At 61.8% G+C, this 18153-nt stretch carries 12 protein-coding genes; 2 read left to right on the top strand and 10 right to left on the bottom strand.

The features are described 5' to 3' along the window. Nucleotides 1-422: 422 nt before the first annotated feature. The 3 genes from LN996_RS20620 to LN996_RS20610 are packed head-to-tail and all read right to left on the bottom strand — an operon-like array spanning nucleotide 423 to nucleotide 7979. Nucleotides 423-4076, bottom strand: a complete 3654-nt coding sequence (locus LN996_RS20620; RefSeq protein WP_231342692.1) for a 1,4-alpha-glucan branching enzyme — start codon at nucleotides 4074-4076, stop codon at nucleotides 423-425. A 1-nt stretch (nucleotide 4077) separates the two neighbouring features. Beyond that, entirely contained in the window at nucleotides 4078-5874 is a 1797-nt protein-coding gene (treS, locus tag LN996_RS20615) for a maltose alpha-D-glucosyltransferase (protein ID WP_231342690.1), read from the bottom strand. Next, nucleotides 5874-7979, bottom strand: a complete 2106-nt coding sequence (locus LN996_RS20610) for an alpha-1,4-glucan--maltose-1-phosphate maltosyltransferase (RefSeq protein ID WP_231342687.1) — start codon at nucleotides 7977-7979, stop codon at nucleotides 5874-5876. Before LN996_RS20610 ends, treS begins: the two co-directional genes overlap by 1 nt. A gap of 104 nt (nucleotides 7980-8083) precedes the next feature. Here LN996_RS20610 and glgP point away from each other — a divergent pair, with 104 nt between their 5' ends. Beyond that, a complete protein-coding gene (glgP, locus tag LN996_RS20605; RefSeq protein ID WP_231342686.1) occupies nucleotides 8084-10708 on the top strand; it encodes an alpha-glucan family phosphorylase in 2625 nt (874 codons plus the stop codon). 123 nt (nucleotides 10709-10831) lie between these two features. Here the strand turns inward: glgP and LN996_RS23835 are convergent, their stop codons facing one another. From LN996_RS23835 to glgX, 6 genes are all read right to left on the bottom strand, one after another. Continuing rightward, nucleotides 10832-12424, bottom strand: coding sequence for an ABC transporter permease (locus LN996_RS23835; protein WP_231342685.1), 1593 nt, complete (start codon nucleotides 12422-12424; stop codon nucleotides 10832-10834). Next, the gene (locus LN996_RS20595; protein ID WP_231342684.1) at nucleotides 12421-13077 is read right to left on the bottom strand and encodes a hypothetical protein; all 657 of its coding nucleotides are present in this window, start codon (nucleotides 13075-13077) and stop codon (nucleotides 12421-12423) included. The genes LN996_RS23835 and LN996_RS20595 overlap by 4 nt, the downstream gene beginning before the upstream one ends. Before the next feature lie 384 nt (nucleotides 13078-13461). Beyond that, nucleotides 13462-13698, bottom strand: coding sequence for a hypothetical protein (locus tag LN996_RS20590; RefSeq protein ID WP_231342682.1), 237 nt, complete (start codon nucleotides 13696-13698; stop codon nucleotides 13462-13464). 254 nt (nucleotides 13699-13952) lie between these two features. Beyond that, a complete protein-coding gene (locus LN996_RS20585; RefSeq protein WP_231342681.1) occupies nucleotides 13953-14312 on the bottom strand; it encodes a barstar family protein in 360 nt (119 codons plus the stop codon). A 6-nt stretch (nucleotides 14313-14318) separates the two neighbouring features. After that, nucleotides 14319-14780, bottom strand: a complete 462-nt coding sequence (locus LN996_RS20580) for a ribonuclease domain-containing protein (RefSeq protein ID WP_231342678.1) — start codon at nucleotides 14778-14780, stop codon at nucleotides 14319-14321. Nucleotides 14781-14804: 24 nt separating this feature from the next. Then, complete coding sequence (gene glgX, locus LN996_RS20575; RefSeq protein WP_231342676.1) at nucleotides 14805-16919, bottom strand: glycogen debranching protein GlgX; 2115 nt, start codon at nucleotides 16917-16919, stop codon at nucleotides 14805-14807. A gap of 237 nt (nucleotides 16920-17156) precedes the next feature. On the opposite strand from glgX, the gene LN996_RS20570 reads away from it, so the two are divergent. Continuing rightward, nucleotides 17157-17966 (top strand): carbon-nitrogen hydrolase family protein, encoded by an 810-nt coding sequence (locus LN996_RS20570; protein WP_231342673.1) that lies wholly within the window; start codon nucleotides 17157-17159, stop codon nucleotides 17964-17966. 116 nt (nucleotides 17967-18082) lie between these two features. On the opposite strand, the gene LN996_RS23915 is transcribed toward LN996_RS20570, so the two are convergent. After that, on the bottom strand, nucleotides 18083-18153 hold a 71-nt coding region (locus LN996_RS23915; protein WP_374202238.1), incomplete at its 5' end, for an IS3 family transposase.

Raw genomic sequence — 18153 nt, 5'->3', positions numbered from 1 at the left:
CCCACCACACACGGGGGTGCATGACAGAACTGGCATAAATTTCAACCAATCAATAAAACAATCGGTATCAACAAACTTGGCACACTATTGAGTTCTCAAACAACAGACACACCCGGCACCACCCACACCCCACAGGGTCCAGGATCGCTCCGGAGCAACTTTTCAAACTTACACGCTGCCTGCCTCCGGGTCAAATCGGTGAACTTGACTTGATTTTCCTTGCGGTTTCTTGTCAGCTTCACCGTCCTCCACTGGGGAGCAGCGCGGGTACTAACTATACCCCTACTCGGCCGGGATGGCAAAACCGCTCAGCGACATGCCTCTTCGTTCGAGAAAAATCCCCGGAAACAAAGGGAAGAGGGCCCGGAGCGCGTGGCTCCGGACCCCTCACGGCCTACTGAATCCCCCTAGGAGCCAAGTCTCTACTCAGCTGGCGTGAACCAGGAAGCGCCAAGAGGCGGAAGCGTGATGGTCAACGCTGCGGGCTGACCGTCGGTCCCTGGCGCCGAAGCCTTCAGCGATCCCGCATTGACCACACCCGAACCGCCATACGTTTCAGAGTCGGTGTTCAGGACTTCCCTCCACTCCCCAGAAGACGGAACTCCCAGGATGTAGTCCTGGTGCGGGCCGCCTGAGAAGTTGACGGCGCATACCAACGGCTTGCCGTTGTGATCCCAGCGAATGAACGTCAGGACGTTGTGGTCCGCATCCCCGCCATTGATCCACTGGAAACCACCGGCCTCGTTGTCCCGTTCGTAGAGGGCCGGCGTGGACGAGTAAATCCCGTTCAGGTCCTTGACCAGCAGCTGGAGTCCCCGGTGGGCGGGAATGTCGGCGAGGAACCAGTCCAGTCCATATTGCTCGGACCATTCGGCCTCCTGTCCAAACTCGCTGCCCATGAAGATGAGCTGTTTGCCCGGGTGTGCCCACTGGTAGGCGAAGAAGGCCCGGAGGTTTGCCAGCTGCTGCCAACGGTCACCAGGCATCTTCCGGAGCATCGAACCCTTGCCGTGAACTACCTCGTCGTGGCTGATGGGCAGCAGGAAGTTCTCCGTGAAGGCGTAGACCATGGAGAACGTGATGGTGCCGTGATGCCATTTGCGGTTGATGGGGTCTTCGGAGATGTACTTCAGGGAGTCGTGCATCCACCCCATGTTCCACTTCAGGCCGAAGCCCAGGCCTCCGTGGTTGGTGGGGGCGGTTACCCCCGGGAACGCGGTGGATTCCTCGGCGATGATGATGGCGCCCGGGTGCGACTTGTAAACCGTCGCGTTGACTTCCTGCATAAAGGAAATAGCTTCGAGGTTTTCGCGTCCGCCGAACTTGTTGGGCCGCCACTGTCCTTCCTCACGGGAGTAGTCCAGGTAGATCATGGAGGCCACGGCGTCCACGCGCAGGCCATCGATGTGGAACTCCTCCAGCCAGTACAGCGCATTGGCCACCAGGAAGTTCCTGACCTCGCTGCGTCCGAAGTCGAAGATCAAAGTTCCCCAGTCGGGGTGCTCGCCGAGTGCGGGGTCGGAGTGCTCGTACAGCGGCTGGCCGTCAAACTGTGCCAGCGCCCAGGAATCCTTGGGGAAGTGGGCTGGTACCCAGTCCAGGAGGACGCCAATGCCCGCCTGGTGCAGCGAGTCCACCAGGAACCGGAACTCATCCGGGTGCCCGAACCGCGACGTCGGCGCGAAGTAGGACGTCACCTGGTAGCCCCAGGATCCGCCGAAGGGGTGCTCCGCCACCGGCATGAACTCAACGTGCGAGAAGCCAAGCCATGTGACGTATTCCACGAGCTCCTTGGCCAGTTCTTTGTAGCCAAGGCCCAGGCGCCACGAGCCCAAATGGACTTCGTAGACGCTCATGGGTGAGTTATGCGGGTCCTTCTGAGCGCGGGCACTCATCCATTCCGCGTCCTTGAAGCGGTAGCTGGGATCCACGACGCGTGAGGCGGTCAGCGGCGGAACCTCGGTGCCGAAAGCCAAGGGATCGGCCTTCTCTACCCAGTGACCTCCCTTGGTGAGGATCTCGTATTTGTAGCACGCCCCTGCTACAACACCCGGAATGAACAGTTCCCAGACGCCGGACGAACCCAGCGAGCGCATTCCATGCGAGCGCCCGTCCCATCCATTGAAGTCGCCCTTAACCCGGACAGCCTGGGCGTTCGGTGCCCAGACGGCGAACGAGACCCCATCTACATCGCCGAGCGCGGAACTGTAGTGCTGCACGTGGGCACCGAGGACGTCCCAAAGGCGTTCGTGGCGACCTTCACCGATGAGGTGCAGGTCCACCTCACCTACGGTAGGCAGGTAGTGGTACGGGTCATCGATGGTGACCGGTTCGGCGTCGTACACCACTTCCAAACGGTAGTCCGGCACGTGGCCGGCCTGCAGCGGTTCCAGGACGGCAACCCACACGCCATGCGCTTCGTGAGTCATTTCCGTGCGGCCGGTTTCGGTCACCACCACCACGGACTTGGCGAGGTGCTTCACCGTTCGGATGGTGACGTGGCCGTGGTCGTCCAGATGTGCGCCGAGAACAGAGTGCGGCGCATGGTAGGCGCCGGCTGCCACGCGTTCCAAGGTCTCGGTGTCCACATGCAGTGGGACTCGCGGCCGTTCGGTGCGTGCAGAGCCAGTCATGTCTTTACCTTCCGCTATAGCTGCCGCATGCTTGCCGCGGCTTGAGTTGTCGAGGATTTTTCGCGATGCATTCACCGGTATGGACAGCCAGTCGGGCCGGTTCCGCAGCTCGTAAACCACCTCGTATAAAGCCTTGTCCAGCCACAATGCCACAAAGAGCGGCGAGCGGCGGTCTATGGTTCCGGGAGTGACTTCGATGTACCCCTCAAGGAACGCTTCTGCGCACTCGTCCACCCAGGAGTCGGGAACCTTGGCGTTCGCATTTTCGCGCGTCGCGGCACCGGCAGCGTAGTCGAACGAGCGCAGCATGCCCGTGACATCGCGGAGGGGAAGATCGGGAGTATTACGTTCATCGATGGTCCGTAGCGGCTCGCCCTCGAAGTCGAGGATCGCCCAACGTTCCGGCTGCCCCTCGGCGCCGGGAACCAAAAGGATCTGCCCCAGGTGCAGGTCACCGTGCACACGCTGCAACCGGCCAACGTCCCGGGGATCCAGAGCCGCCAGCAGCTCTTCCAGATTGTCGTCATAAGGCCCGACGGCGGATGCGGCTTCTGCCCACGACTGGCGGACGCGCCGGACAACAGTTGCGATGATGTCCGGGCCCTGTTCCTGGCCGTCCTGGATTCCAAAGGTTTGCGCGAGCCTGGCGTGGACCGTGGCAGTGGCCGCCCCCAGCCCACGGGCCTCGGCGGTGAAGTCCTTGCCGGCTGCTGCGGCCTCTACTGCCAACCGCCAGGCGTCCAATCCACCGACCAGGAATTCGTGGGCTACAGTCAGCTCGCCAGTCGCCGCTGCTGTACCGTTCGACGCCGGCCCGTCCCACGAGCCCGTGATCCAGCCGAGCGTCGCGGGAACCTCACTGGTCCCGGCTGCGGTCAGGGCAGCGCCCAGTTCAACCTCGGGATTCCTGCCAGCCGCCAGCACTCGGAAGATCTTCACGATCGCCGCCGAATGGCCGTCGTCGATGATGACGGACGTGTTGGACTGCTCCCCGGACAGAACGCGTACGGAGGTGGGTGTTTCCGGGAGCGCGACGCGTCCACGCGTCAGGTGCCCCTGGGCGAGTCCCACCAGGCCCTCGCTGCGCATCAACTCCAACCAGGCGGCGACGAACCCGGCGTCGAAGACGGCGTCGTAGATCAGGTGGAGGCCCGAATCGTCGGTAAACTCACCCACCAAGGCGGCCGGAGCGTCCACCAGCGGTTGGCTCCGATAGCTCAACGGAACCTGGACCACGTCGGTCCGGGGACCGCCGTCGGCCGTCCGGTAGGTCACGGCCAGCAGCACCACCTCAAAAGCAGCGTCACCGCCAGTGCCCGGGAGGCTGAAACCGCCCACCTGCTCCAGCGCAAAATCGGGGCTATTGACCGGGAACCAGCGCTTGCCTGGAAGCCAGTTACGGAGAAGTCCTTCAACGGAGGGGTTCAAGTTGTCCTTGCTCATCTCATCCTTTGGAGGTCACCACGGGAATCGCCTGGGTAAAAGGCGACGAGGGATTGGAAAAGGCCGAGCGGACCCTCAGCCAGTAGAAGCTGTGGCTGCCCAGCATCACGGTCAGATGACCGTTGTCGCCGACGGCCGGGAAGGGCTGGCCGCCGAAAATATCGCGCAGGCCGCGGCCTGCGAACTCAGGGATGTCCAACGTTGCCGCCACGGGGTGCTGGGAGAGGTTGAAGACGCACAGAATGGTTTCGGCGTCCTCCCCCTCAGGGTTGCCCGCCGGCAGTTCCCGAACGTAGGCAAGCACCACCTCGTGGTCCGCTTCAATGTGCCGGAAACCGCCCAAACCAAACACCGGGTGGTTCTTGCGCACGCTGAGGATCTGCCGGGTCCAGCGCAACAGTGAACCCGAGTGGGCGGCCTCGGCTTCAACGTTGACCATGCTGTAGTTGTAGACGAGCGACTGGATGACCGGAAGGTACAGCTTGCCCGGATCGGCCCCCGAGAAACCGGCGTTTCGGTCCGGGTTCCATTGCATTGGAGTGCGGACGGCATCGCGGTCATCGAGCCAGATGTTGTCTCCCATGCCGATTTCGTCCCCGTAGTACAGGAAGGGACTGCCGGGCAGGGAGAGCAGCAGCGCGTTGATGAGCTCGATCTCCGAGCGGGAGTTGTCCAACAGAGGCGCCAAACGTCTCCGGATGCCGATGTTGGCACGCATCCGGGGATCGGGGGCATACCAGCCCAGCATGGCGGCGCGCTCCTCCCCCGGCACCATCTCCAAGGTGAGTTCATCGTGGTTCCGCAGGAAAGTTCCCCACTGGGCCCCCTTGGGAATTTCCGGGGTGTCGCGTAAGGTCTCGATGATAGGCGCGGCCTTCTGGTCCCGGAGTGCGTAGTAGAGCCGCGGCATGATGGGGAAGTGGAACGCCATGTGGCATTCGGGCGCTTCCTCGGTACCGAAATACTCCACCACTTCATGCGGGGGCTGGTTGGCCTCGGCAATGATCACCCTGCCGGGATAGTTCGCGTCCACCATGCGCCGTAGGTCCTGCAGGAACGTGTGCGTTGCCGGCAGGTTCTCGCAGTTGGTGCCGTCTTCCTCGAACAGGTACGGAATGGCGTCGGCCCGGAAGCCATCGATCCCTTGGTCCAGCCAGAACCGGACCACGTCATAGAGGGCCTCGATGACCTTGGGGTTCTCGAAGTTCAGGTCCGGTTGGTGGCTGAAGAAACGGTGCCAGAAGAACTGCCGCCGGATGGGATCGAACGTCCAGTTCGATTCCTCGGTGTCAACGAAGATAATGCGGGCGTCCTGGTACTTCTCGTCGGTATCGCTCCACACATAGAAATCGCCAAAGGGACCTGTGGGATCCTTGCGGGATTCCTGGAACCAAGGGTGCTGGTCCGACGTGTGGTTCAAGGGAAGATCGATGATCACCCTGACGCCGCGGGCGTGTGCCTCGGCAACCAGCCGCTTGAAGTCGCTGATGGTGCCGAACTCATCCAGTACGGACGTGTAGTCCGCAATGTCATAGCCGCCATCGCGCAACGGGGAATGGAAGAACGGCGGCAACCATAGGCAGTCAACGCCGAGCCACTGCAGGTAGTCCAGCTTCTCGATCAACCCATGGAAGTCGCCGGACCCATCCCCGTTGGCATCCGCAAAGGCCCGCACCAGTACCTCATAGAAGACTGCCTTGCGGTACCAGTTGGGATCATGCTGGAGACCTGGGGCGTTCAACTCGAAGGTGTTCTTCGGAGTGAAGTACTGGCTCGGGTTCTGCGGGGAAAAACTCACTAAGGCTGCCTCCGGATGCTCAGGATGTGAGCCGGTTCCACGTGGGCATCCAGGCGGACGTAGTTGTGCTCGCCCCATTCCCAGCTCTGGCCGCTGATCAAGTCATCCACCCGGAACCTGCCGTCCTCATTGAGATCCCGGGGGTCCAGTTGCAGGGCCGCCAAGTCCAGGGAGACCGTGCTCTCGCGGGCGCTGTGCGGATCCACGTTGACCACAATGATCAAGGTGTCCTTGGTTCCGTCCGGCAGCGTCTTGTGCTTGGAGTACACGATCGTGGCATCGTCCGTGCTGCTGTGCAGCGTCAGGTTCTGCAGGTCACCCAGGGCAACATGATCCTTGCGGATGGTGTTGAGCCTGGTGATGTACGGAGCCAGGGTGCGTCCGGACTCGGCTGCGCCATCCCAGTCCCTCGCCTTGTACTCGTACTTTTCGTTGTCGATGTACTCCTCGGCGCCAGGCCGGGCTACGTGCTCATACAACTCATAACCGGCATACACACCCCAGAGCGGGCTGGCAGTCGCAGCCAGTGCAGCCCGGATACGGAAGGCTGCCGGACCGCCGTACTGCAAGTACTCGGTGAGGATGTCCGGGGTGTTCACAAAGAAGTTCGGGCGGAAGAACGCCGGACTCTCGTGGCTGACCTCGTGGAAGTACTGCTCAAGCTCCGTCTTGGTGTTCCGCCATGTGAAGTACGTGTAGGACTGCTGGAATCCTGCCCGGCCCAACGCGTGCATCATCGGGGGACGGGTGAAAGCCTCCGCCAGGAAAACAACCTCCGGGTTCTTTTTGTTGATCTTGCCAATCAGCCATTCCCAGAACCAGACAGGCTTGGTGTGGGGATTGTCCACGCGAAAAATCTTCACGCCATGGCTGATCCACAACTGCACGATCCGCAGAATTTCCTTGGAAAGGCCAGTGGGATCGTTGTCGAAGTTCAGGGGATAAATGTCCTGGTACTTCTTCGGCGGGTTCTCTGCGTAGGCGATGGAACCGTCCACTCGGGTGGTGAACCATTCGGGGTTGGACGTCACCCAGGGGTGGTCCGGAGCTGCCTGCAGGGCGAGGTCCAAAGCTACCTCGAGTTCCAGCTCGTTGGCACGCGCCACGAACGCGTCGAAGTCCTCGAACGTACCCAGTTCCGGGTGGATGGCATCGTGGCCACCGTCCTTGGAGCCGATGGCCCACGGCGAACCGGGATCCTGCGGTCCCGGCGTCAAGGTGTTGTTGCGGCCCTTACGGTGCTGGAAGCCGATCGGATGGATGGGCGGCAGGTAGATGACGTCGAAGCCCATGTCCGCTACGGCGTCGAGCCTCTTGGCAGCCGTGCGGAAATTACCGGAAGTCCACGTGCCGGTGGAGTGGTCCAACACGGCGCCCTCGGAGCGGGGGAAGAATTCGTACCAGGAGCCACGGCCCGCGAGGTCGCGCTCCACCTGCAGCGGGAAACGCTCCGATACGGTCACCAGCTCGCGGATCGGAAGACGTTCGACGGCGGCCAGCACCTCAGGGCTGAAACCGGCGCCGAGGCGTTGTTCGGCGGTTTTGGTGGTGTCTGCCAGCACAACGGAAGCGGCACGCAAGGTGCGCTTTTCCGCGCCGGTACGTCCGGCGTTGTCGGCTGCTCCTGCCAGGAGGGCGGCGCCCTCGGCGAGCATCAACTCGACGTCGATTCCGGCAGCGACCTTCACCTCTGCATTGTGGTGCCACGTTCCGTAGCGGTCATGCCAGGCCTCGATAACGAACGACCAGGCCCCGGTGCCGCCCGGCGTGATCAGGCCCTCCCAGCGGTCCAGGCCCTTCCACTGCTCACCCTGCGCAGGGCTCAGCCGGACGCGCTGGCGCTCCCTGCCCCTGGGATCGAGCAGCACAGCGGAAACGCCCAGCTGGTCGTGGCCTTCACGGAACACCGTGGCGCCAACCACGAGGTCCTCCCCCGGCAAGGCCTTCGCCGGGAAACGGCCACCCTCAACAACCGGCTGAACGGCCGTGATGGGGAACCGGCCGAAGCGAAGTCCGTCGGTGATGTCCGTTTTCGTCTTGGATTTCAGAGCGGTGATGGTTCGCACGGTATTCGTCACAAGCACGACGTTAGCGAGAAACATCACAGAATGCTAAGCACACGACCTTTCTTCTCGACGCAAGATGTCTTTTACCTAAAAGAAACCCAATGCGGTTCCGACTGCCATGTGAGTCCGTTAGTGTGGCGCTCGTGAAGGCAATTCGAAGGTTTACAGTCCGTACCGTCCTCCCTGAGCCCATCCGGCCCCTGGCACGTCTGGCCACCAATTTACGTTGGTCATGGCACCGGCCCACTCGGGAACTTTTTGCGAGCCTCAACCCGGCTCTCTGGGAGGCGTCGCAGCACGACCCCATAGCTCTTCTTGGGTCGATCAGCCGCGAACAGTTGCAGGACTTGGCCAACAATGGCGAAGTAGTGGAGCGCGTGCAGCACGCCGCCGCCGACCTGGACCGCTACCTCAGCGAACCACGCTGGTACCAGGGCCTCGGCGAAGACGCTCCGGCGTGCATTGCCTACTTCTCCCCCGAGTTCGGTATCACGGAAGTGCTTCCGCAGTACTCCGGCGGCCTGGGCATCCTGGCAGGCGACCACCTTAAGGCCGCCTCGGACCTGGGCGTGCCGCTGATCGGGGTCGGGCTCCTCTACCAGGCCGGTTACTTCAAGCAGTCGCTGTCCCGCGATGCGTGGCAGCAGGAAACCTACCCGGTGCTGGACCCTGATGGCTTGCCGCTGACGCTGCTTCGCCACCCGGCCAAGGACGGCGCGCCCGGCAAGCCGGTCCAGATCTCGCTTCCGTTGCCCAACGGCCGGGAACTCCACGCGCATGTGTGGCGTGCCGACGTCGGACGCGTTCCGCTGCTGCTGCTGGACTCCAACGTCCCCTCCAATGACGAGGCCGCGCGCGGCATCACCGACCGCCTTTACGGTGGCGGCGGCGACCACCGGTTGCAGCAGGAACTCCTCCTGGGCATGGGTGGCGTCAGGGCCCTCCGCGTCTACCAGGAACTCACCGGCACACCGGCGCCGGAAGTGTTCCATACCAATGAAGGCCACGCAGGTTTCCTGGGAATCGAACGCATCCAGGAAGCCATGTCCGATCCCAACGAGCCCCTCAGCTGGGACGAAGCCCTCGCCGCCGGACGCGCGTCCACCGTCTTCACGACGCATACGCCGGTCCCCGCAGGCATCGACCGCTTTGAGACCGTGCAGATCAAGCATTTCTTTGAAGCCGGGCTGGCGCCTGCCGTACCGACTGACCGGATCCTTGAGCTGGGCCGCGAAAACTACGACGGCGGCAACCCTTCCGTTTTCAACATGGCGGTGATGGGCCTGCGGCTTGCGCAGCGCGCCAACGGCGTGGCGAAGCTGCACGGCGTGGTGTCCCGCGAGATGTTCGCTGGCCTGTGGCCAGGATTCGACCACTCCGAAATCCCCATCGCCTCCGTTACCAACGGCGTCCACGTGCCCACGTGGGTTGACCCGCGCATCTCTTCGCTGGCACGGACCCAGTTCGGTGCAGAAGCCGAAGCACTGGGACGCTGGGACTTGGCCTACAACGTCAGCGACGAAGACGTCTGGAGGCTTCGCAGGGAACTGCGCGCGCAGCTCATCGACGACGTTCGACGCCGGCTCCGGGCTTCGTGGAAGAAGCGCGGCGCAGCGGATGCCGAACTGGGCTGGACCGATTCAGTGCTGGACCCGGACGTGCTCACGATCGGTTTTGCGCGCCGTGTGCCCACGTACAAGCGGCTCACCCTCATGTTGCGCGACCCCGCACGCTTGAAGGCCCTCCTGTTGGACCCGAAGCACCCCATCCAGCTGGTCATCGCCGGCAAGTCGCACCCCGCTGACGACGCCGGCAAGAAGATGATCCAGGACCTGGTGCGCTTCACTGACGACCCCGAAGTGCGGCACAGGATCGTGTTCCTGCCGAACTACGACATCGCCATGGCCCGGACGCTGTTCCCCGGCTGCGACGTCTGGCTCAACAACCCGCTTCGCCCTCTGGAAGCCTGCGGCACCTCCGGGATGAAGGCCGCCATCAACGGCTCGCTCAACCTGTCCGTCCTTGACGGTTGGTGGGACGAAATGTACGACGGCGAAAACGGCTGGGCGATCCCCACCGCGAACAATGGCGCCTCCGCCGATGAACGGGACGACATCGAGGCATCAGCGCTCTATGAGCTGCTCGAGAACCAGGTGGCTCCACGATTCTACGGAACCACGGTGGCCCAGGGCGCCGGTGCTGCAGGACCCTCCGAGTCCAGTCTTGAGACCGTACCCACCCACTGGGTATCCATGATCAAGCACACCCTGGCCAACCTGGGTCCCGCAGTCTCGGCCGAACGCATGCTCCACGACTACGTCAACAACCTCTATTGCCCGGCCGCTGTCTCCGGGCGCAGGGCAGTTGCCGAATCGTTCAAGGAAGCCAAGGAACTCGCCGCCTGGACCACCAAGGTCCGGAACGCGTGGCCCCAGGTCGTGGTGGAACACGTTGACTCCGTGGGTGTCTCCGAGGAACCCCAGGTGGGCGACAGCCTCCAGGTCAACGCCTACGTGGCCCTCAACAGCCTCACCCCGGATGACGTGTCCGTGGAGGTGGCCTTCGGCCGCGCGGAGGAATCCGACGAGCTCGAGGACATCGTGGTTGCGGAACTGGACTCCCTGGAGGACCTCGGCGGCGGACGCCACCTCTTCCATGGCTCCGTGGTCATCAACCGCTCGGGCTCCTTCGGCTACACGGTTCGAGTGTTCCCGAAGCACTCGGCGTTGGCTTCCAAGGCTGAACTGGGGTTGATCGCGAACGCCTAAGCCTTCGAAGGTGCATGGCCCCGCTTTTCCGTTGTTGCCCAACGACGGAAAAGCGGGCGGCCGCCCGTGGAGGGTGCTGTTTAGCATCTATGAAGCTGGTTCGGGGGAACTCCCGCGGGACTTCTACGCGCGAAGTGCAATAGCGGGATCTTTACGGCTGGCGACCCAGGCAGGGTAAATGGCGCTCACAATACCGGTGGTCGCACCCACAAGGAGTCCAACCACCCATAGCTCCGGGGGCAGTACGGGCGGCCAGGCCTGGATCCAGGAGACGCAAAGCGTGGTCATAGTTCCGATGATGCCGCCGAGAGAACCTGCTGTAACTCCAACGATGAAGCCCTCAAGGATGAAGGATCGGCAAATTAGCCATCGACTAGAGCCGATCGCTCGTCGAAGGGCTATCTCTGCCGATCGGTTCTGAACGGTCAGGTACATCGAGGAAGCCGCAGTGATGATCGCCAGGAGCATCAGGACCAGCGATAGCAAAGCGATGAGCGACCCGAGATCATTTGAGACGTCCTGCCTGATTGACTGAATATCGGCTGTGACGTCTACTTTTGCCTTCCCTGGGTCGCTCGGCGAGTATCCAAGCGGCGCTACTCGCGCAATCGCAGCCGAGAAGCCCTTTTCGGTTCGAACTTGAACTTTTAGGTCTGACCTGGAGACGCCACGCATGAGGCTGGCGTTTACGAATACGGAGTCAGCGTACTCAGGAAAATTTGGGCCAGGTTCGAATACACCAACAACCGGCACAAGTCGGTCATCGATCCATATGCTCACCCCTGCCACCGGCCCGGTTTTCTTGCTGTACGGTATGTCGAGCGCAATTGCCGCCTTCGTCGAGACTACTGCGAGAGGACCAGCTCGTGGGTCGTCGAGGGCACTTCGGATGTTGTGGGGAATTAGGTCGATTCCGAAGTCATTGAAGTAGTTCTTCGAGGAGGAGTGGAGTGACAATGGCGCTTCGGGTTCCAGGTCGGAGGGCTTAACCCGTGTTATACGTACGTCTGCCGGAACCGCTGAGTACACATAGGATGCGCCAACTACATGAGGAAGACGGGTAATGCGATCTACCCCGGAACTGGGTGCCGTTGTTTCTGGTGTAGCTCCCGGTTCGACTTGTTGACTTTGCTCGGTAGGCATTCTCCCGCTGCTCAAGGTGAAACCCTCGCTGGCAAAGAAAGAGGATGCGGCTTCCATGGTTGCGCTGTCCATGTGACCATTTTCGGGAGAAGGATACCCCATCTGCATAAGTGCCCGTTGCAATGCCAACACGTCATCTCCCTCATCACCTCGGGAAAGATCGCGATACAAAGGGAGCGGATCAGGCAGGACGAAATAGGGCTTGCCTGAAACCACACCTGCAAGGTCGCCCCACTTCAACGTTTCCCCCGCCTGAAGCGTCTGGCGCACGACAATCGGTTCCTGTGCCTCCAAGTCGATTTGGATCGGCACTGCCGGGCCGGCCTTAATAACTCCAGAGAAGGTAAGACGGTCGTCGACGATACGGTTTTCAACCATTGCATAAACAGGGATCTCAGCCATGGAGTCCTCCGGCCGGATGATCTCTGATTGATCAAAGACGCGTCCGGCGAGCAAACCCACCCCCGCGGACATGACTCCGGTGACTGCCAACAGGACGATTAGCCACCGTCGCGAGAGTCGACTCAATCCAACAGCTGCCGCGGCACTCTGCCGGGGCTGCTCATCGATCACTGCGTCTCTTTCAGTAACTTCTCGGCGGCATCCACGTAGTTCTGGCTTCTATTCTTGAGCGCGGTAAGAACTGCCTCATTCTGCTTGATGAGCGGCAGCTGGTAGCTTGCCTGAATATCACCGAGCGTTTGGGTGAGCCGGACTTCCTGGTTGCATTCGGCCTCAATCGTGGCGATTCGGACGCCTTCGGCTGTGTCCGACTTCGACGGGTTTTGCTGATCTGTCCTCGCCTGCAGGTCAAAGGACTGCTGGCTCGACCACTTGGCGTTGGCAGCATCCCGCCCCGGCGTCAAGCCAGCCGCTGAGATGCATTTGTCCCAGTCGCCCTTGGCATTCTTCCAAGCGTCAGTTTCTGATGCCATCCTGAGACTTTTCAAAGCAATTTCCGCTGCAGCACCACCATTCATCAGGTCATCAGGTGGAGTGATTTCATCAATCTTTCTCTTTTCGCTGGCAAGACATTTGTACCTGGCATCCCCCCACGAGCCTGCCTCGTCGTGCTTCTGGTTCGATTGAGCATCTTCTCCAATAAGCCGGAAGCCGTGCTGTCTCACTCGATCAACGTTCCACACGCCGAAGTTCCGGTTCTCTGCCTTCGGATAAGCAGCATTCGGATCATCGATGAAGCCAAATTCCTTCATGCACGTGGTCATGATGACTTCCCTCGCCAGAAGAATCTGAGAGCGATCACGGGCCGAAATTCTGTATGCGTCCACTGGGAATACGATCAGAGAATTCTCGTAATCCAGATTCACTTTTCCCGATGAGTCCGGCGTGATTGAACTGTCCGCACCCCCCGAACAAGATGAACTAGCCAACGCTACGCCTGTGGCAAGCGAGGCCACAAAATACCTTGTCCAGCGTGCCCGTCGTCCAGTAGTTCTTCTCGACACCATCCCGCGTCCAATCTCGTTTCGTACGCCTCGACTAGTAGTAACCGGGCCTATTTTCAGACAAGAACTTTGACCTGCCGACACTTTATCGGCAGGTCAAAGCATGGTGCCGCTCACTCGATGTATGCGAACCGCTGCGTGGGTTTAGCCCCTGTGGAAGCTGCTGATGTTGTCATTCCATGTACCCAGGAACGGCACGTACCAACCCAGGGCGCTGTAGTCGTTAGCGCTGCCAAAGCCAGCACCGCCGTAGTTGATGTCCTGCCACCAAGTGACGTAGTAGCCGAAGTTCTTGACCGAACTGGTCCTGTTATCAAACGACCCCATCCAGGTCGAATTGTCGGCTCCGTACGTGGCACCGCCGTAATCCCTAATACGCAAATGACGTAGAGCCTAAAGGCCCCTCCGAAATGTATCGCTCGACACATTTAGCGTCAAACTTTGGAAATAATCGGAAAAAGCGCAGAAATATTTAAATTCTCGCATCACGATTGGGTGGCACGCACCACTTAAGCGCTTCGGCGGGAATCACGAACGCATAGGATCAATGCTGGGCCACGCCTCAACTCTCCGTCAGAGCACTCAAGTCGCTGTTTGCGTCGTGGCTTGCCCCCACTGGTATGACGTTGGAGCGACTAATTCTCGAACACGGCGATGACCGCGAGGTCGCGGCCGGCGTAGCGCTCTGCGTCCTGCAGGATCTCGCAGACTACGCCGAAGGAACGGTCCGTGCGGTAGGCCGCCGGGACCTGCCAGATCATGGTGACCGGGCTGCCGTCGTCCTCTGAGAGGGCGTCGGCGTAATCGTGCAGGGAGTCGTTCAGGGCGTCCAGGTTCACGCCGTAGTACTCAGGGAAGTCCAGGACCTGGGCGAAGACTTCCAGGACCGCTTGCTTGGTGGTTGCCGGGGGGACCATCACGGTCCTGCGGCCGGCGTCGGAAATCTGCTCCCGTAGTTCTTCAAGGGTCCAGGTGTCTGCAGAATAGATCTTCATGGGCTCCTACTTGCCTTCGACGATGAACTTGAACGACTCGTAATGGTCCGCGGTGTAGTACTTGGCAGCGTCCTTGCCCACGATGATCCGGCGGGCGCCCCGGTCCGACTCTCCGGGTGTGGGCACCGTGTACTCCTTGTAGAAGCCGCCGGACTTCTTGGGCAGGAGGCCTTCGAAGTTGCCGAAGTTCACGCCGTCACGGTCATACGGGTACGGGCCACCCTTCGCGATGAGGGTCAGCGTCTGGCGGGCTTCCCTGGGTAGCTGCGAGGCGTTGATGGCGGGCAGCGACGAAGGGTTTGCCACCACCGCGGCCCCCGGCGTCGCGGCGGCCGACGTCGCGGAGCCAGGTTCCGGCGTCGTGGTTTGCGCTGTTAACCCACCTCCGCCCACCATGGCGACCACCAGCACGACGACGGCGATCACCAGTCCCGCGAAAGCCACCAGTTTGTTGCGGCTGCGGTTCATGCGAAGAACTCCTGATTGGTGTGCCTACGTGCGGTAGATGTTGATGGTGTTGGCTTGCAGGATATCCCGCTCGCCGGAGGCCACCAACGCGCCCTTCCGGCGATCGTGCAGCACCGACGTAGTGAAGCGAAGTTCAAACATGCGCTTGCCGATGCCCGATTCGCTGAGGATCTCCGGCAGAACCATCTTCACGTCCTGGTTGCTGCCATTAACCACGATCAAGCCACGAATTTCGCTATCCTCATGGCCCATCAGGAGCTGGACGGAGCGCACATTGGGATCGTTCCAGCGCGCCGGGGTCATCCGCTTACCTTTATCGTCGAACCACTGCAGGCTGGAATCGTTCGCGTTGCCGGGGAAGCTCTCAGGCTGGTGCCTCAGGAACCAGCGGCGGAGCCTGACCAGCTCCCGCGTGGTCCTGAACATGGCATTGGCTTCCTGGGTTCGGCTCCAGTCCAGCCACGCCGTGGGGTTGTCCTGGCAGTAGGCGTTGTTGTTGCCTTGCTGGGTCCGGCCGAGTTCATCGCCGGCAGTAATCATGGGGACGCCGAAGGACAACAGAAGGGTGGCCATCAAGTTGCGGATGGACAGGGCGCGGGCGGCCACAATGGCCTCATTCTCGCTCCGGCCCTCCACGCCATGGTTGTAGCTGCGATTATCGCCGTGGCCGTCGCGGTTCTGCTCACCGTTGGCCTCGTTGTGCTTACGGTCGTAGCTCACCAAGTCCTTGAGGGTGAAGCCGTCGTGGGCCGTGATGAAGTTGACCGAGGCCAGCCGGGTGCGTCCCGAGGAGGCAAAGAGGTTGGCCGAACCGGCCATGAGTTCAGCCAAGGAGGCCACGGAACCGCCCTGGCCACCGGCTTCGATGGCTGCGCGGTCGGACAGCCAGAAGCTGCGGACGCCGTCGCGGAAGTGGTCATTCCAATCCGACCAACCGTGCGGGAAGCGGCCTGTCTGCCAGCCACCGTAGCCAACGTCCCAAGGCTCGGCGATGAGCTTGACCGCCGACAATACCGGATCCTCCGCAATGGCTTGCAGGAAGGGGTGCTGGGGATCGAACGTGTTGCCCGCATCCCGGCACAGGGTCACTGCGAGGTCGAAGCGGAAGCCATCCACGTGGAAGTCGTTGACCCAGTACCGCAGGGAATCCAGGGCCAGGTCCACCACCACGGGATCGCTGAAGTCCAGGGTGTTGCCACAGCCGGTGGTGTCCAGGTAGCGCCCGTGGGCATCGTGCCGGTAATAGCGCTTCTCTGCCAGTCCACGGAAGCTGAGGGCAGGACCGTCCGGACCTGCTTCGGCGGTGTGGTTGTACACCACGTCCAGGATGACCTCGATGCCCGCTGCGTGCAGCAACTTGATCATGCCCTTGAGTTCGTCCTGAACCGCGTGGGGGCCAGCGTTGCGGGCAGCTTCGGTGGCGTAGTCCGAATGCGGGGCAAAGAAGGCAGCCGTGTTGTAGCCCCAGTAGTTGGTCATGCCAAGGTCCTGGAGATGTGACTCGTCCAAGTGGAAATGGATTGGCAGGAGCTGAACAGCGGTGATGCCAAGCTCTGTGAGGTGCTGGATCATCACCGGATGCGCCATGCCGGCGTAGGTGCCGCGAAGGTGCTCCGGGATATCCGGGTGAAGCATCGTCTGCCCACGGACGTGGGCCTCGTAGATGACCGAGGTTCGGAGCGGAATACGCGGCGGTTGGTCATCGCCCCAGTCAAAGCCGGTTTCCAGGTGGACACTCGTGAGGAATTCACCCCGCTGGTCCACAGCGCGACCGTAGGGATCGAGCAGCAGCCGCTGTTCGCCGTCGTCGTCCAGGTCCAAAGCCGGCACGGACATGGGGAGGCCGGTCTCGGCTGGTGCCGCCCGGAAACCATACCGGGTGCCCGGCGCTACCCCGCTCACCAGCCCGAAGTGGACGCCGTCCTCGACGTTGGGAAGGGCGTGGGCGCGCCACGGCTCGCCGGGAGCCTGGAAGGCAATCTCTACTTGCTCCAGGTCGGGTGCGAAAACGGCCACGTTCACGTGATGATTCTGCGTGTTTTCGGCATCGACGAGATCGGGCTGGGGCGTGCTCAGTCCAAGGGGCCGTGGCCGTGAGGCGTCGACGGCGGCTTCTGTGTCAAAAATAGGCATAACCATTACTTGCAAGTTTAGTTCCACGCCCAGTATGTGCCGCGCCGGCTTCTCATGTGACGAGGTTCTGCATAGCGATTTCATTACTTGCGCGCTAAGCGCCAGATTACTTATGCCGTTCACGTGCTCGAACATTATTCCGGAACCGGATTCAGGCGGCGGGGTCTACTCCAATGTGTCGCGTGGGCCGCTTCCGCGGCGCCCGCTTGGCATACTGGGATGGAGACAACTGGAGGTTCTATCGTGCGCGTGGCACTCGCCCAAGTCATCACCGGCCGGGATCTGGCCGACAACCTGCGGCTCCTGGAGGAGTACGCCCGCCGGGCCAAGGAGGGTGGCGCCGGGTTGGTGGTGTTTCCCGAGGCGATGATGCGCGCGTTCGGAAACTCGCTGCTGGACATTGCCGAACCTTTGGATGGACCGTGGGCCAGCCGCATGCGCGCCCTTGCCGCTGAACTGCAGCTGGTCATCGTGGCGGGCATGTTCACTCCCGGTACTGCCTCGGACTCGGGTGCCCGGCGGGTGCGGAACACGCTGCTCGCCACCGGACCAGGTGTCGAAACCAGCTACGACAAGATTCACCTGTTCGACGCGTTCGGCTTCTCGGAGTCGGACACCGTTGAGGCGGGTACGGACCCCATAACGTTCGACGCCGGCGGCCTCACCTTTGGCCTGGCCACCTGTTACGACATCCGCTTCCCTGCGCTGTTCACGGCCAACGCCGATCGCGGCGCTGTGGTCAACATCGTCTCGGCGTCGTGGGGATCAGGTCCGGGCAAAGCCGAGCAGTGGCAACTTCTCGCCCGCGCCCGCGCCGTTGACACCACCACGTTTGTGCTCGCCTGCGGCCAAGGCGATCCGGCCACGCAGGGTGTCGAGGCCAAGGGTGCTGCGCCCACAGGGGTGGGGTACTCCGCCGTCGTGTCCCCGTTCGGCCAGGTCCTGGAAGCGCTCGAAGGCGAACCGGGCCTCATCTTCGCCGACCTCGACCCCACGGTGGTGGAGGAAGCCCGACAAAAACTCCCGGTGCTGGCCAACCGCCACAACTTCTAGAGCCAGCTCCAACTGTGAGCGAGCGTCGGCCGAAAACCGACGAAAGGTGAGCGAGCGTCGGCCGAAAGGCGACGAGATGAACTGGTCCCCGTTTGTTGGACTGGCTAATTGGGATTTTAGGCTGCGAGGGTCTGGGCCCGGTATTGCACCGGGCTCAGGCCTTCGAGTTTGGTGGAGATCCTTTCGT

Source organism: Arthrobacter sp. AK01, assembly GCF_021109375.1.
In the GTDB taxonomy this organism is placed as follows: domain Bacteria; phylum Actinomycetota; class Actinomycetes; order Actinomycetales; family Micrococcaceae; genus Arthrobacter.
This window is presented reverse-complemented; position numbering and strand designations above follow the sequence as displayed.